This is a genomic window from Streptomyces sp. CBMA156 (assembly GCF_014596515.1).
Lineage (GTDB): Bacteria > Actinomycetota > Actinomycetes > Streptomycetales > Streptomycetaceae > Kitasatospora.
The window spans coordinates 14291-28096 of the sequence record NZ_MSJQ01000184.1; the positions used below are offsets into that span (position 1 = coordinate 14291).

Sequence of the window (13806 nt, forward strand, 5' to 3'; positions counted from 1 at the left end):
TGCGTCCGGTCCGACCAGGATTATCCGTGTTTCGGGCGGACGGTTCGGGAGGGGGTGGGGGGTCGGTGTCGTTCAGGGCCGTGCGGTGCCATGCGATGCCGTGCGGCGCCGCGGTTCGACGGGCGGGTCGGCGGGTCGGCTACGGCGCGTTGGTGGGGGCCTGGACGGGCGGGCCGGTGAGCAGGACGCCGGCATCCCCGTACGGGCGGCCGTTGGGGACGCAGCCGTGCAGGCCCTTGATCTGCTGCATCATCACCGGCGCCGGGGCACCAGGGCCGGGGCAGTCGACGTGGCCGTTGCCGAGGATGTGGCCGACCTCGTGGTTGACGGCGAGCGCGTGGTACTGCTCGGGCTGCCCCTGGTAGAACTCGGACAGCTCGGTCCAGCGCTTGAGGTTGATGACCACCTGGTGGGTGACGCCGCAGTTCACCCAGCCGCCGGTGTCCAGCCCGTACTGGCCGCAGATCCGGTCGGTGGACTTCGGGGTGGCCAGGTAGACGGTGAAGTCCACCGGGTCGGCGGGCATCCGCTGGAACGAGGCCGTGCCGCCGGCCGCCCAGCCGTGCGTGACGTCGCCGAGGACCGCGTCCACCTCGGCGGCGAACTGTTCCGGGCTCTCCGCGATCCCGTCCTCCACCCGCACCTTGTAGCGGTACAGGTGCTCGCCGGTGCCGAAGCGGGCGGACCCGCCGGGCGCGGTGGTGAACGCCAGCCGGTCCGGGTCCTCGTCGCTCCACGGCTGCCACCAGAGCAGGCCGGAGGCCAGGGCCGCGACCAGCGCGAGGACGAGGGCGCCGTGCCAGGGCTTCCAGCGGCGGAGCCGTATGAGGGGGCGGGGCGGGGCCGGGGTGGACATGGCGGAAGCGCTCCAGGACGGATCGGCGGACCGGGCGGCCGGGCGGCCGGGCGGCGACCTGGCGGTCCGCGGTGGTACCCGGGTGGTGCCCGGTGCTGCGAAGGGACGTACCTGGAGGAACGCGACGGGGTGGGGCGGCGGTTCGGGAAGCCAGGCAAGTGTGGCGTGCGCCACGGTGCGGGCCCTGTCGGACGGGAGGCCCGGGTGGTTCCCTGAACCGCTCGATGGTGTCACCCGTACGGCGTGTCCCTGCGCGGCGCCGTCGGATTCGGGTGTCGTGGTGCCGGTCGATCCGTCCGGGTCGATCCCTCCCGTCCGCCATGCCATCGGAGGCACCGCCATGTCCACCACCGCTGTTTTCACCGTCGACGGGATGAGCTGCGGCCACTGCGAGCGGACGGTCAGTGCCGGGCTCGCCATGCTGCCCGGCGTCACCGACGTCAGTGCCGACGCGCCGAGCGGGCGGGTCACCGTGGCCTCCGCGCAGCCGCTGGACGAGGCGGTGGTGCGCGGGGCGGTCGACGGGGCCGGGTTCACCTTCGTCGGGCGGGCCTGAGGGCGGCTCCGGGGCCCGTCGGACGATGCCGACGGGCCCCGACGGCGGCCGGCCCGGGCTCAGCCCATGCTCTTCGCGCCGTCCAGGGACTCCCGGATGATGTCGGCGTGGCCGGCGTGCTGGGCGGTCTCGTTGGCGACGTGCAGCAGCACCCGGCGGGCCGACCACGTGACGTCCGCGTCGAACCAGGGGGCCTTCGGCAGCGGCTGGGCGGCGTCCAGGTCGGGCAGGTCGGCGACCAGCCGGTCGGTGTGCCGGGCCACCTCGGCGTAGGCGGCGAGCACGCCGGCCAGCGTCTCGCCGGGCAGCATCCGGAACTCGTCCGCGCGGCGGGCGAGGTCCTCCTCGGTCCAGTTGGTGAAGTCGGGCATCGCGGACGGGCCCCGGACGATGAACTCCGCCCAGGTCCGCTCGACGCTGGTCACGTGCTTGATCAGGCCGCCCAGGCACAGCTCGCTCGCACAGGTCCGCAGGCCGGCCTGCTCGTCGGTGAGGTCGCGGGTGGTGAAGCGGAGGAAGTGCCGCTGCTTCTCCAGGGCCTCCAGGAGGTCGGCGCGCTCGCCGGTGAGCTTGCCGGTGGCGGTGGTGGTCGCGGTGGTGGTGGCGTCGGTGGTGGTCATGGTGTCGGCCCTTCGTTCGGTTCCTGCTCCCTCGGACAAGAACAACGCTACGGACCATTGCGGTCACTTCCTGTCCTGAATCCCGGGGAGAATCGATGGCATGGCGAACACCAGCACCCGGACGCTGCGACTCCTCTCCCTGCTCCAGACCCACCGGTACTGGCCGGGCGGGGACCTGGCCGACCGGCTCGGCGTCTCCGTCCGCACCCTGCGCCGCGACGTCGACCGGCTGCGCGAACTCGGCTACCCCGTGGAGGCGCAGCGCGGCGTCGACGGCGGCTACCAGCTGGCGGCGGGCGCGGCGCTGCCGCCGCTGGTGATCGACGACGAGGAGGCGGTGGCCCTCGCGGTGGGCCTGCAGGCGGCGGCGGAGAGCCCGGTCGAGGGGGTCGCCGAGGCCTCCGTGCGGGTGCTGGCGAAGGTGGTCCAGGTGATGCCGGCCCGGCTGCGCCGCCGGGTGGAGGCGCTGCGCGCGGTGACCGTCCCGGTGGACTGGGGCAGCCGGACGGGCGCCGGCGTCGATCCGGACGTCCTGACGGTGGTGGCGCTCGTCTGCCGGGACGGCGAACGGGTGCGGTTCTCCTACACGGCCGCGGACGGGCGCGGCACGGAACGGCACGTCGAGCCGCACCGGCTGGTCTGCCTGAACCGCCGTTGGTACCTGGTCGCCTACGACCTCGACCGGGCCGACTGGCGCAGCTTCCGCCTCGACCGCCTCACCGCGCCGTCCGGCAGCGGGGCCCGCTTCGCCCCGCGCGCCCTCCCGGCGGCCGACGCGGCCGAGTTCGTCCGGGCCGGCCTCCAGGGCATGCCCCGGCCGCACCTGGTGGAAGCCCTGGTGGAGGCACCCGCCGACCAGGTCCGGGCCCGCGTCGGCCGCTGGGCCACCGTCGAAGCCGTCACCGCCGGCCGCTGCCGGCTCCGGATGACCGCGGACTCGCTCGACTGGCCCGCCATGGCCCTGGGCTCGCTCGGCGCCGAGTTCCAGGTCGTCGGCCCGGACGCCCTCAGGACCCTCCTCGCGGACTGGAGCACCCGCTTCGCCCGCGCGGCGGAGCGGGAAGCGGCGGAGTAGGAAGCGGCGGAGTAGGAAGTCGGCTGGGTCGGCTTCTGGTGCGGGGGCGTCAGGGGGCGATGGCTTCGAGGGTGGTGCGGAGGCGGGTGAGGACGGCGGGGAGGGCGGGGAGCGGGGGCGTGGCGAGGGCCAGGCGGAGGGCGTTGGGGTGGTGGGGGGTGGTGGCGAAGGCGTCGGCGGTGGAGATCAGGATGCCCTCGGCGGCGAGGGCGGCGGCCGCGTGGTCGGGGCGCTGGTGGGGTTCGAGGGTGAGCCAGAGGATGTACGAGACGGGGTGGGCCGTGGTGGTCAGGCCGGCCAGGGCGGTGCGGGCGATGGTCTGACGGGCGGCGGCGTCCGTGCGGCGGTCCCGTTCCAGACGCGCGACCGTGCCGTCGGCGAGCCAGCCGGTGGCGAGGGCGGTGATCAGGCCGGGGGCGCCCCAGGCCGTCGTGCGCAGGCTGGTGGTGGCGGCCCGGAGCAGGTGGTCGGGCAGGACGGCGTAGCCGAACCGCAGGCCCGGCGCCACGCTCTTGGAGAGGCCGGCCACGTAGCAGGTGCGTTCCGGGGCGAGGGCGTGCAGCGGCGGTGGCGGTGCGGCCTCCAGGAAGGCGTAGGTGCCGTCCTCGATCAGCGTGCAGCCGTGCTCGGCGGCGAGCCGGACGAGGCGTTCGCGCTGGGCCCGGTCGAGCACCCAGCCGAGCGGGTTGTGGACGGTCGGCTGGGTGTACACCGCCCGGACCGGACGGGTGCGGCAGAGCCGGTCGAGGGCGTCGAGGTCCGGTCCGGTGGCGGTGACAGGCACGGGTGCCAGGTCCAGCCCGTGGGCGGCCGCGAGCAGTCTGACGCCCGGGTAGCCGAGCGCGTCCACGGCGAGGACGTCCCCGGGGCGGGTGAGCGTGCGCAGGACGCAGTCCAGGGCCTGCTGCGTCCCGCTGGTCAGCAGGACGTTCTCGGGCGCGGTGTCGATGCCGCGGTCGAGCAGGTGGGTGGCCACGGCGGCCCGGTCGTGCCGGTGGCCGCCGGGCGGGTGCTGGCGCAGCAGGGCCTCGGCGTCGCCGGAGGAGGCGAGTGCGCGCAGGGCCTGCCGCAGCAGGTCGCCCTGGCCGGGGGCGAGCGGCTGGTTGAAGGAGAGGTCGGCCACCCGGGGCACCGGGAGCGCGCGCGAGGGCTCGATGCCGTCGTAGCCGGCGCGCAGCCGGACGAAGGTGCCGCGGCCCCGTTCGCCCACCACCAGCCCGGCGGCGGCCAGTTCGGCGTAGACCCGGGTGGCGGTGGCCAGGGCGATCCGGCGTTCCCCGGCGAGGGCGCGATGGGTCGGCAGCCGGGTGCCGGCCGGGAGCGCGCCGGAGCGGATGGCGGCCGTGTACTCGTCGACGACGGCCTTGTAGGAGGGCGGTCGCACCGGGGGCACCTGCCGTTCCGGAGAGTGGAGGGGAGCGCCTCGGAGGGGATGGGGGCGGAGGCGTGAGCGGAGGCGTGTGCCGGAGTGTATCCAGGACAATAAGTGGATTGTCCTGGGCAGGTGTTCCTAGCCTCGTCACGTCCAGCAGCGAGGCCAGGAACGGAGTACGCGCCCATGACCATCCGCAGCGAGCGGGACCGGCACGTCGTCACCCTCACCATCGACCGGGAGAGGAAGCTCAACGCCCTCGACTACCCGACCATCGACGCGCTGCTCGCCGAGCTCGACCGGATCGACGCCGACGACACCGTCCGCGCCGTGATCCTCACCGGGGCCGGCGGGCGGGCGTTCAGCGCGGGCGCCGACATCCCGTCGCTGGCGGCCAGCGTCGCGGGCGGGCCCGAACGGGCGCTGCGCGAGTTCGTCCGGCGCGGGCACGCCCTCACCCGGCGGATCGAGGAGCTCCCCAAGCCGGTCATCGTGGCCGTCAACGGCCTGGCGTACGGCGGTGGTTGCGAGATCACCGAGGCCGCCCCGCTGGCCGTCGCGGCCGAGCACGCGACCTTCGCCAAGCCCGAGATCTCGCTCGGCTTCCCGCCGCCCTTCGGTGGCTCGCAGCGGTTGCCGCGGCACGTCGGCCGCAAGCGCGGCCTGGAGCTGATCCTGACCGGCGACCCGATCCCGGCCGCCCGTGCCGCCGCGATCGGCCTGGTCAACTCCGTCGTCCCGGCGGACGAACTGCTCGACGCGGCACGGGACCTGGCCGAACGGATCGTCCGGCACGCGCCGACCGCCGTGGCCGCCTGCCTGCGGGCGGTGACCCGGGGCGTCAACCTGCCGATCGACGAGGGGCTCGCGGTGGAGGCGGCGGCCTTCGCGGCGACCGTGCCGACGGACGGTGTGCGGGACGGGATCCGGCGCTTCCTGGAGCGTTCGTCCGCCTCCGGTTCGCCGTCCTGAGGCCGTACGGGGGCGGCCGCGCGGAAAGCTGTTGCCGCGCGGCGGCCGGGGCGGTGACCATGGCGGGATGTCGGATCTGCTTGCGCGTGTGACCGCCTTCCGGGCCGCCTTCGCCCGCCGTCAGGCGGTGGAGGTTCTCGAACGTCCGGAGTTCCCCGGAGTGTTCGCCGTTCGGAACGCGGAGTTCGTCCGCTCCGAGGAGCACAACCAGCTGATCGTCGAGGGCCCGGGCACCGACCCGGCGGCGCTGCTCGGGCTGGCCGCCCGGTGGCTGGGGCCGCGCCGCCGGTACTCCATCGCGGTGCTGGACCCGGAGGCGGGCGAGCGGGCCGGCCCCGTGCTGGCGGCGGCGGGGTGCGAGCGGGAGGACGTGGTCGTCCTGGCGCGGCCGACGAAGGGCTGCGTACGGCCGCAACCGGCCGCACTTCCGGTGGAGTTGGACGAGATCAGGGAGGCGGTGCTGCGCCAGCAGCGGGAGTGGAGCGAGGACGAGGAGGTCGCCCGGCAGCTCACCGACCGCCGCGCCGCCCGGTTGCGCGGTGCCGAGCGGGTGCACTTCCTGGCCGCCCGGACGCCGGCCGGCGAGGTCGCGGCCTGGAGCGACCTCTACCTCGAACCAGCCATCGGGCTGGCGCAGTTGGAGGACGGAGTGACCGGATCGCGGCACCGTGGCGCGGGGTACGGCGACACCCTGCTCGCCACCGGCCTGGCGCTCGCGGCCGAGGCCGGCGTGCCTCGGCTGTTCCTGCTCGCGGACGCGGCGGACTGGCCGCGCGAGTGGTACGGCCACCGGAGCTTCACCGAGATCGGACGCAGTCACTCCTTCTACAGCCGGTGACGGCCGGCGGCGGTCGGGGCGGACGGCGGGTGGGCTCAGGGCGTCTCCGGGCCGGCGGCCGACGGGGTGTCGCGCCCGCAGTGGGCGGCGACGGTGTCGGCGAAGGCGCGGGCGAGCGGGCCGAGGTTCTCCCAGTCCCGGACGGCCCAGCCGGCGGTGAGGGCGGGCAGGTCGGGCAGCGGGAGCAGCCGCAGGCCCGGGTGGCCGGGGCCCTGCCACTGGGGGAGGGCGGGGACGACGGCATGGCCGAGACCGAGTTCGGCGAGCAGGATCGCGGTGTCCCAGTCCGCGACGCTGGTGTCGAAGACCGGGCGGATGCCCGACTTCCCCAGCCAGGCTTCGAGTTGGGAGCGGGCGACGGAGTTCTGCGGCAGCCCGATCAGCCGGGCTTCCTGGAGGTCGGCGGGCTCGATCCGGGCCCGGGCGGCGAGCGGGTCGCCCGCCGCGACCGCGAGCACCCAGGGCAGGTCGGTCACCGGCCGCTGGTCGATGCCCCGGGCCGGGACGCCGAGGGTGATCCAGGCGAGGTCGACCCGGCCGGCGTTGAGCGACTCCAGGCAGCTGCGGCTGGAGACCTCGGTCTGGAACTCCAGGCTGACCTGGGGGTGGCGCCGCCGGAAGTCCACCACGGCCGCGGACATGAAGTGCCGGATGCTGGTGGCCCCGGTGGTGATCCGTACGGATCCGCCCTCGCCGCGCGCGAGTTCGGCGATCCGGTGCAGCGCGTGGTCGATGCCGCCGAGGCCGGCGGCGACCGCCGTGCGCAGCAGGCTCCCCGCCGTGGTGGGCACGACCCCGCGCGGATGGCGCTCGATCAGGGCGAGGCCGACCTCCCGTTCGAGCCGCTTCACGTGCTGGCTGACGGCGGACTGGGTGCAGTGCAGGTCGCGGGCGACGGCGCTGAGCGAGCCGGCCCGGCAGACCGCGGCGAAGACGCGGAGGTCGTCAATGGTCACGGACACCCAAGGTATCGCTTGGAGGTACCCCAGCAAATCGGCGGATTGACTTGGATATCCGGGGGATCGATCATCGATCCAGGGCCCAGGGCGGCAACCCGCCCGCTGTCCCCACGGCGTTCCGGACGCAGTGGCGGGGAGAGCGGGCGGGTGTCGACCCGCATCGATGTGCGCGAGCGACGAGCAAGAGCGGTGACGTACGACAGGGGGAGCGGGCATGCGGTACGCCGATGGTCCGGGGACGCGGTGCGAGGTGTTCGTCGCGGCGCCGGTGGCGCGGGTGTGGCAACTCGTGACCGACATCGGCCTGCCCGCCCGGCTCAGCCCGGAACTCCGGCGGGTCGCCTGGCTGGACGGCGCGGACGGCCCCGCGGTGGGCGCCCACTTCGAGGGGCACAACAGCCGTGCGGACATGCCCGACTGGCGGACGGTCTCCGAGATCACCGAGATCACCGAGGCGGCCGGCCGGTGCGTCCTCGCCTGGGGCGTGATGGACGCGGACGGCCGCTACGGCGAGCCGGTGCGCGACCTGGCCGGCTCGCCGGCCCGGTGGCGCTTCGAGCTGGCCCCCGAGGAAGGCGGCACCCGGCTGCGCCAGTCGGTGGTGATCGGCCCCGGCCGCAGCGGCGCCAGCCTGGTCATCGACGCGAAACCGGAGCTGGAGGAGAAGATCGTCGACTTCCGGCTGAACGAGCTGCGCACCGGCATGACGGCCACCCTCGAAGGCATCAAGTCGCTGGCCGAGCGGGCCGGCTGGGCCGTGCCCGGGCACTGATCCAGGGCTCCTGGGGCGAACGGGCCGGACGGGCCCGATGCGCCGGACGGGCCCGGGCGAACACCGGCACGTCCACCGGGCGTGCCGATCGTACGGAAGGAGCGGTGGGGTGGCACGTGTGTGCCGGGCGGGCTCCGAGGTCGTCTGGGCGGGACGGCTCGGCCGGCTGCTCGCCGTGGTGCGGGAAGCGGACGGCGAACGGACCCTGCACCTCGACGACTGGTCCACGGCGGTCGACGAGCGGACCGGGATCCACCACGAGGAACTGGGCTCGCTGCGCCGCCGCCTCACCGTTCGCCGGCCGGACCGGCAGCCGGTGGTGTTCCGCTACCGGCTGCCGTGGTCGGTCCTGGTGCTGCGGTTCCTGGACGTCGCCCATGACCAGTGGGCGGCCGAGGCGGACGATCCGGGACTGCTGCTGGTCGAACTGCTGGGTGGCACGGACGACTGGAAGTAGCAGCCGGCGCACGCAGGAGCGCGAGGCGCCGTCAGCCGGCCCACCGCCGACGTGGACTCGGCGGTGCTGACGTACCTGGGGTCCTGAGTGGTGGCCCGCCGTTCCGCCGGCGGTGGTTCAGGCGGTGCCGTCCTGGCCGGGGCGGGTGGATCCGTCCTCCGCCGTGCGCAGTGCCCGGGCGATGGTGTGGAAGCCGCGGCGCTCGGCGTGGGCGCGGGCGGTGACGCCGTCGGCGTCGGGGAGCCGGGGGTCGGCGCCGTGGGCGAGCAGGACGTCGACGATCTCGCGGTGGGCGGGGCCGCCGTCGCCGAGGAGGACGGCTTCGAGCAGGGCGGTCCAGCCGAGGTCGTTGACGTGGTCGACGTCGATGGCGGTCTCGGTGAGCACCGCGCGGACGTAGCCGACGTGGCCGCGCTCGGCGGCGGGGATGAGCGACACCCCGCCGTAGCGGTTGCGGCGGGTGAGGTCAGGGCCGCCGGGGAGCAGGGCCCGCATCATCGGGACGCTGCCGGTGATGCCGGTGACCAGCCAGGGGCTGTTCAGTGCGGGGTCCTGGGCATCGACGTCCGCGCCGGCCTCGACCAGCAGCCGGGCGACGGCGACCCGGTCGGCGAAGGCGGCCCGCAGCAGGGGGGTGCGGCCCCCGGCGTCCCGGGCCTCGATGGTCGCGCCCGCCGTCAGGGCCGCGCGGGCGGCGTCGAGGTCGCCGCGGTCGGCGGCGTCCAGCAGGGCCTGGTCGGCGGGGGAGAGCGGGTGGGCGGTCATGTCGGGGCTCCTCCACGGGCGGGTCGGACGGTGCGATGTTCCCAGCCTGCCGGTCGCGGGTACGTGGCGGCGTCGGCGGGGCGGTCGTCCTTGTCCGGTGGAACGGAGGACGGCCGGGTCATCCGATCGGATGACCCGGCCGTCGGGGTTCGGCAGGAGAGTGGTCGGTGGGGGAGCACTCGGCAGGGGAGCGGCGAGCCGGTCACCGGGTGCGGGTGTCCGCCACCGTGCGGCAGGTCACCAGGTCACCAGGTCACCGGGTAGCGGACCGGATGCCCGCCGATCCGGCAGGGCAGCAGGCCGATGAGGACCAGCAGTCCGGCGGCCAGGACGAGCAGGGGGAGGAAGGGCACCGGGTGCGGCGCTTGCAGGACCACGATCACGGCGGTGGCCACGGCCGGGGAGTGCGAGAGGTGGGTGAGCATCATGGCGCCCAGTGAGAGCCCGGCGGCGACGGCCGCGCCCCAGGCGGTGCTGCCGGTGACGGCCAGGGTGGCGAAGCCGATCAGGGCCGACAGCAGCTGCCCGCCGACCAGGTTGCGCGGCTGCGAGATCGGCAGCCCGGGAGCGCCGTGTACCAGTGCGGCGCTGGCGGCCAACGGCGGGATCAGCAGCGGTTGGTGGAGCAGTACCCCCACGCCGACCAGGAGGAGCAGGGCGCCGATGGCGAAGACGGTGGCCCGCAGGGCGTGCAGCGGGTGCGGTCCGGGCGTGGCGGTGGGCGGTGGTGTGGGCATGCGTGAGCGACTCCGGGCGGGGGACGGGACCTAGAGATGATAAACAGATTGTTGAATGGACGGCGGGACGTTTTGTCTGCCGGACACATTCCGTCCACGACGGCGGATCACCCGGGGAACCAGAGCGAGAGCGAGCAGCCCATGACCACGCCTTCCGGCGCCACGCCCTACGCCGCGACGCCCGCGAGGGTGCCGTCCGTCACGGTGCCGTCCGTCACGGTGCCGTCCGTCACGGTCTTCCGGGGCGTCCGCCCGTACGGCGCCGACCGGGTCGTGGACCTGGTCGCCGTGGACGGCCTGCTGGCCGAGCGGGTGCCGGACGGGACGGTGCCCGAGGTGGTCGAGGGCGGCGGGCGGATCGCGCTGCCCACTCTGGTGGACGCGCACATCCACCCCGACAAGACCGCCTGGGGCGAGCCCTGGTACAGCCGCCGCCCGGCCGGCTCGCTGCCGGAGTACGTGCGGGGCGACGTCGACCTCCACCGGCAGCAGCGCACCCCGCTCGCCGACCGCGCCCACCGGCTGCTGAGCCACGCCGTGGCGCGCGGCACCCGCGCGGTGCGGGCCCACGTGGACGTGGCACCCGCGTACGGGCTGGCCGGTGTGGCCGGGCTCGCCGAGGTGCGCGAGCGGCTGGCCGGGGTACTGGACATCCAGCTGGTGGCCTTCCCCCAGCACGGGGTCCGGCGGATGCCCGGCGCGGGGGCGCTGCTCGCGGAGGCGGCGGCGAGCGGGCTGATCGACGCCGTCGGCGGGATCGACCCGGCGGGCTTCGACGGCGTCCCGGCCGAAGGCCCGGACGGCGAGGGGCCGGCCCAGCTGGAGCTGCTGTTCGGTCTGGCCGAGCAGCACGGACTGCGCCTCGACATCCACCTGCACGACCGGGGCGAGCGCGGCCTCGGCCCGCTGCGCGACATCGCCGCGCGGACCAGGGCGGCCGGACTGGCCGGGCGGGTGGTGGTCAGCCACGCCTTCTGCGTCCCGGAGCTGACCGGCGCCCCGCTCGCCGAACTCGCCGCCGAACTGGCCGAGTCCGGCGTCGGGCTGACCACCGTGGCGCCCTCGGCCCACCAGGTGCTGCCGTTCCGCGAACTGCGGGCGCACGGGGTGCGGGTCGGGCTCGGCTCGGACGGCGTGCGCGACGCGTGGAGCCCGTACGGCAACGCGGACATGCTGCACCGTGCCAACCTGCTCGGCTGGACCACCGACGCCCGCACCGACGAGCAGCTGGCCGACTGCTTCGCCCTGGCGGCGGACGGCGGTGCCGAACTGCTGGACCTGCCGGCCGCCACCCTGCGGCCGGGCTCGCCCGCCGACTTCATGCTGGTGACGGGCGAGTGCCTGCCGCAGGTGGTGATCGATCTGCCGAGGCCCGAACTGGTGGTCCGGGCGGGCCGGGTGGTGGCGCGGGACGGGCGCCTCACCGGCTGACGGGCGGTTCGGCGCGCGTCGGTCGGCGCGAGCAGGTCAGCCCGCGTCGGTCAGCCCGTGCCGGTCAGCGTCGGTGGGAGGTAGCCGGAGGATAGGCCCAGCTTCCAGAAGGCCGCCGAACCGGCCGATGGCGGATAAGCCCCGGGCGGCCCCGTGCCCCCGCCCAGGGGTACGCGGCGGCGCCGCCGGGCGTTCAGGCGATCTGCCGGCGGGTGGGGGTGTGCGGGTGGTCCTGGGCGGGGTCCGAGCGCGGTCCGAGCGGGGAGAGTCGGCCGGGGTGGACGGGTCGGGGGGACCCATGCGGACCGGGTGGCCAAGAGAAACGGCAAGGAGAGTGAATCTCCCTGCCACTATCAAGCTATAGCGTGCCCCGGGGCTTGCGGCAAGGCCCCCGTCGTGCCGCACAATCACCGCCGTAAGGCCATGACCTGCGGAAACGGGAGCCGTGCAATGCGTGTGCTGATGACGACGTGGGGATCGCGGGGGGACGTCGAACCGCTGGCGGGGCTGGCGGCGGCGCTGCGGGGGCTCGGCGCCGAGGTGCGGGTGTGCGCGCCACCGGACGAGGAGTTCGTGGCGCTGCTGGAGCGGGTCGGCGTGCAGCTGGTGCCGCTCGGGCCGTCGGTGCGCTCGGTGGTGTCCGGCCCGAAGCCGCCGACGGCGGAGGACGCGTTCCGTCTCGCCCGCGAGCTGGTCGACGCGCGGTTCGAGGCGCTGACCGCCGCGGCCGAGGACTGCGACGCGCTGCTGGCGACCGGGCTGATGCCGGCGGGGGCGCGGGACGTCGCCGAGAAGCTGGGCCTCCACTACGTGCTGGCCTGCTTTCACATCTTCGGGCTGCCCTCGCGGCACTTCCGGCCCGGGCGGCGGCCGGGCACACCGTCCCCGGAGGACGAGACCGACTACCGGAAACTCTGGGAGCAGGACGCCCAGCGGGTGAACGCGCTGTACGGGGACGCGCTCAACAGCGGGCGGGCGGCGATCGGCCTGCCGCCGGTGGAGAACGTCCGCGACCACGTGTTCACCGACCGGCCGTGGCTGGCGGCGGACCCGCTGCTGTGCCCGTCGGAGGGCATGACGGAACTCGACGTGGTGCCGACCGGGGCCTGGATCCTGCCCGACGACCGCCCCCTCCCGCCCGACCTGGAGGCGTTCCTGGACGCCGGGGAGCCGCCGGTGTACGTCGGCTTCGGCAGCATGGCCGCGTACGCGCCGGAGGGCATCGCCCGGGTGGCCGTCGAGGCCGGCCGCGCGCACGGCCGCCGTGTGCTCCTCGCCCGCGGGTGGGCCGGACTCGCCCCGGTCGACGACCGCGACGACTGCCACGTCGTCGGCGAGGTGAACCAGCAGGCCCTGTTCCGCCGGGTGGCCGCCGTCGTCCACCACGGCGGCGCGGGCACCACCACGACCGCGACCGTGGCGGGTGCGCCCCAGGTGGTCGTCCCCCGGATCGCGGACCAGCCGTACTGGGCCGGCCGGGTGGCCGAGTTGGGCATCGGTGTGGCCCACCTCGACCCGACGCCGACCGTCGCATCGCTCTCCGCCGCGCTCGGCGCGGCCCTGGCGCCCGGGACCCGCGTGCGGGCGGAGGCCGTGGCGGGCGAGGTGCGCACCGACGGGGCGACGGTGGCCGCAAAGCTGCTGTTCGAAGCGGTGGGCCAGGCGGTGCCGGGGGTGGCCGGGTGAGCCGCGCGGTGCCGGTGCCGGGTGAACGGCCTTGTGGGCCTGGCGATTTCGACTCCTGATCGGCCTCCTGTCGATCGGCGAGGGGGAGGTGGCGGGCCCTGCGCGGGGCTGGTTCCGGCATCGATCCGGTGACCGGCCTCCGGCTGTCGGCCGGGTCGGTTAGGGTGCCCACGGGCGCGCCCGGTCACCGCAGGCCCGGCGCGAGGGGAGGGCGGCATGACCGAACGGACAGGCGAGGGAGCGGGGCAGGACGGCGACGGCATCCAGTGGCTCGCGGAGACAGGCGGGCCCACGGACGGGCGGCCCACGGACGGGCCGACCGCCGACGGGCGACCCCGGCACGGACGGTGCGGTCGGTGGGGTGGTGTTCGCCCGGGGGATCACGCCCGAGGAACTCGCCCGCCGGATGGGCGCCGACCCGGCCACCGCGACCGAGCCGATCAGCGACACCGAGATCCGGGACCTGGACATCGAGGTCTTCCGCCCCAGCGGCGACGGCGACGGCGTGATCCGGGTCGGCACGTGCGCCGGCTGGTCGTTCGCGATCGAGTACGGCGACTCCACCGGTGGTGAACTGCTCACCGAGATAGCGCGCGACGGCGTGGAGGTGGTGCACTTCCGACCGATGCCCGAGCAGCAGCCGGACCTGCTCGACTACGCCAGGGACGGCGCCGTGCTGTGCGGCTTCGGCCTCGGCGAGGAGCGCTGGC

15 protein-coding genes are annotated in these 13806 nt (G+C 75.2%); 9 read left to right on the plus strand and 6 right to left on the minus strand.

Translation table 11 applies throughout. The features are described 5' to 3' along the window. Positions 1-139: 139 nt before the first annotated feature. Positions 140-856 (minus strand): DUF3152 domain-containing protein, encoded by a 717-nt coding sequence (locus BU198_RS15335; protein ID WP_188297406.1) that lies wholly within the window; start codon positions 854-856, stop codon positions 140-142. A 340-nt stretch (positions 857-1196) separates the two neighbouring features. On the opposite strand from BU198_RS15335, the gene BU198_RS15340 reads away from it, so the two are divergent. After that, entirely contained in the window at positions 1197-1412 is a 216-nt protein-coding gene (locus BU198_RS15340; protein ID WP_188297407.1) for a heavy-metal-associated domain-containing protein, read from the plus strand. Between the two features lie 59 nt (positions 1413-1471). Here BU198_RS15340 and BU198_RS15345 read toward each other — a convergent pair whose 3' ends face one another. Continuing rightward, positions 1472-2032: a DinB family protein gene (locus BU198_RS15345; protein WP_188297408.1), complete on the minus strand. Its 561-nt coding sequence runs from the start codon at positions 2030-2032 to the stop codon at positions 1472-1474. Between the two features lie 100 nt (positions 2033-2132). Between BU198_RS15345 and BU198_RS15350 the strand changes: the two genes are divergently transcribed. Further along, positions 2133-3107 (plus strand): helix-turn-helix transcriptional regulator, encoded by a 975-nt coding sequence (locus BU198_RS15350; protein ID WP_188297409.1) that lies wholly within the window; start codon positions 2133-2135, stop codon positions 3105-3107. Positions 3108-3156: 49 nt separating this feature from the next. Here BU198_RS15350 and BU198_RS15355 read toward each other — a convergent pair whose 3' ends face one another. Beyond that, a complete protein-coding gene (locus tag BU198_RS15355) occupies positions 3157-4491 on the minus strand; it encodes a PLP-dependent aminotransferase family protein (protein WP_188297410.1) in 1335 nt (444 codons plus the stop codon). Positions 4492-4665: 174 nt separating this feature from the next. Between BU198_RS15355 and BU198_RS15360 the strand changes: the two genes are divergently transcribed. Further along, the gene (locus BU198_RS15360) at positions 4666-5451 is read left to right on the plus strand and encodes a crotonase/enoyl-CoA hydratase family protein (RefSeq protein ID WP_188297411.1); all 786 of its coding nucleotides are present in this window, start codon (positions 4666-4668) and stop codon (positions 5449-5451) included. 67 nt (positions 5452-5518) lie between these two features. Next, complete coding sequence (locus BU198_RS15365; RefSeq protein WP_188297412.1) at positions 5519-6289, plus strand: GNAT family N-acetyltransferase; 771 nt, start codon at positions 5519-5521, stop codon at positions 6287-6289. A 35-nt stretch (positions 6290-6324) separates the two neighbouring features. On the opposite strand, the gene BU198_RS15370 is transcribed toward BU198_RS15365, so the two are convergent. Further along, positions 6325-7245, minus strand: coding sequence for a LysR family transcriptional regulator (locus tag BU198_RS15370; protein ID WP_188297413.1), 921 nt, complete (start codon positions 7243-7245; stop codon positions 6325-6327). A 217-nt stretch (positions 7246-7462) separates the two neighbouring features. Here BU198_RS15370 and BU198_RS15375 point away from each other — a divergent pair, with 217 nt between their 5' ends. Together BU198_RS15375 and BU198_RS15380 are read left to right on the plus strand one after the other, a co-directional pair. After that, positions 7463-8020, plus strand: a complete 558-nt coding sequence (locus tag BU198_RS15375; RefSeq protein ID WP_188297414.1) for an SRPBCC family protein — start codon at positions 7463-7465, stop codon at positions 8018-8020. Positions 8021-8129: 109 nt separating this feature from the next. Beyond that, positions 8130-8477, plus strand: coding sequence for a hypothetical protein (locus BU198_RS15380; RefSeq protein WP_188297415.1), 348 nt, complete (start codon positions 8130-8132; stop codon positions 8475-8477). A gap of 117 nt (positions 8478-8594) precedes the next feature. Here BU198_RS15380 and BU198_RS15385 read toward each other — a convergent pair whose 3' ends face one another. Next, a complete protein-coding gene (locus BU198_RS15385) occupies positions 8595-9242 on the minus strand; it encodes an ankyrin repeat domain-containing protein (RefSeq protein WP_188297416.1) in 648 nt (215 codons plus the stop codon). Positions 9243-9487: 245 nt separating this feature from the next. Next, positions 9488-9979: an HPP family protein gene (locus BU198_RS15390; RefSeq protein WP_188297417.1), complete on the minus strand. Its 492-nt coding sequence runs from the start codon at positions 9977-9979 to the stop codon at positions 9488-9490. A gap of 141 nt (positions 9980-10120) precedes the next feature. On the opposite strand from BU198_RS15390, the gene BU198_RS15395 reads away from it, so the two are divergent. The 3 genes from BU198_RS15395 to BU198_RS15405 all read left to right on the plus strand — a co-directional run. Further along, positions 10121-11410, plus strand: coding sequence for an amidohydrolase (locus tag BU198_RS15395; RefSeq protein ID WP_188297418.1), 1290 nt, complete (start codon positions 10121-10123; stop codon positions 11408-11410). Positions 11411-11860: 450 nt separating this feature from the next. Further along, positions 11861-13096: a glycosyltransferase gene (locus BU198_RS15400; protein WP_188297419.1), complete on the plus strand. Its 1236-nt coding sequence runs from the start codon at positions 11861-11863 to the stop codon at positions 13094-13096. Positions 13097-13457: 361 nt separating this feature from the next. Continuing rightward, positions 13458-13806: DUF6461 domain-containing protein (locus BU198_RS15405; protein WP_411293194.1), on the plus strand; the 349-nt coding region annotated here is incomplete at its 3' end.

Bases quoted from the DNA above. Each gene is read 5' to 3' on its own strand.
- BU198_RS15345 (WP_188297408.1), bottom strand. From the start codon at position 2,032: ATGACCACCACCGACGCCACCACCACCGCGACCACCACCGCCACCGGC.
- BU198_RS15350 (WP_188297409.1), top strand. From the start codon at position 2,133: ATGGCGAACACCAGCACCCGGACGCTGCGACTCCTCTCCCTGCTCCAG.
- BU198_RS15390 (WP_188297417.1), bottom strand. From the start codon at position 9,979: ATGCCCACACCACCGCCCACCGCCACGCCCGGACCGCACCCGCTGCAC.
- BU198_RS15360 (WP_188297411.1), top strand. From the start codon at position 4,666: ATGACCATCCGCAGCGAGCGGGACCGGCACGTCGTCACCCTCACCATC.
- BU198_RS15335 (WP_188297406.1), bottom strand. From the start codon at position 856: ATGTCCACCCCGGCCCCGCCCCGCCCCCTCATACGGCTCCGCCGCTGG.
- BU198_RS15340 (WP_188297407.1), top strand. From the start codon at position 1,197: ATGTCCACCACCGCTGTTTTCACCGTCGACGGGATGAGCTGCGGCCAC.
- BU198_RS15365 (WP_188297412.1), top strand. From the start codon at position 5,519: ATGTCGGATCTGCTTGCGCGTGTGACCGCCTTCCGGGCCGCCTTCGCC.
- BU198_RS15400 (WP_188297419.1), top strand. From the start codon at position 11,861: ATGCGTGTGCTGATGACGACGTGGGGATCGCGGGGGGACGTCGAACCG.
- BU198_RS15395 (WP_188297418.1), top strand. From the start codon at position 10,121: ATGACCACGCCTTCCGGCGCCACGCCCTACGCCGCGACGCCCGCGAGG.
- BU198_RS15385 (WP_188297416.1), bottom strand. From the start codon at position 9,242: ATGACCGCCCACCCGCTCTCCCCCGCCGACCAGGCCCTGCTGGACGCC.
- BU198_RS15375 (WP_188297414.1), top strand. From the start codon at position 7,463: ATGCGGTACGCCGATGGTCCGGGGACGCGGTGCGAGGTGTTCGTCGCG.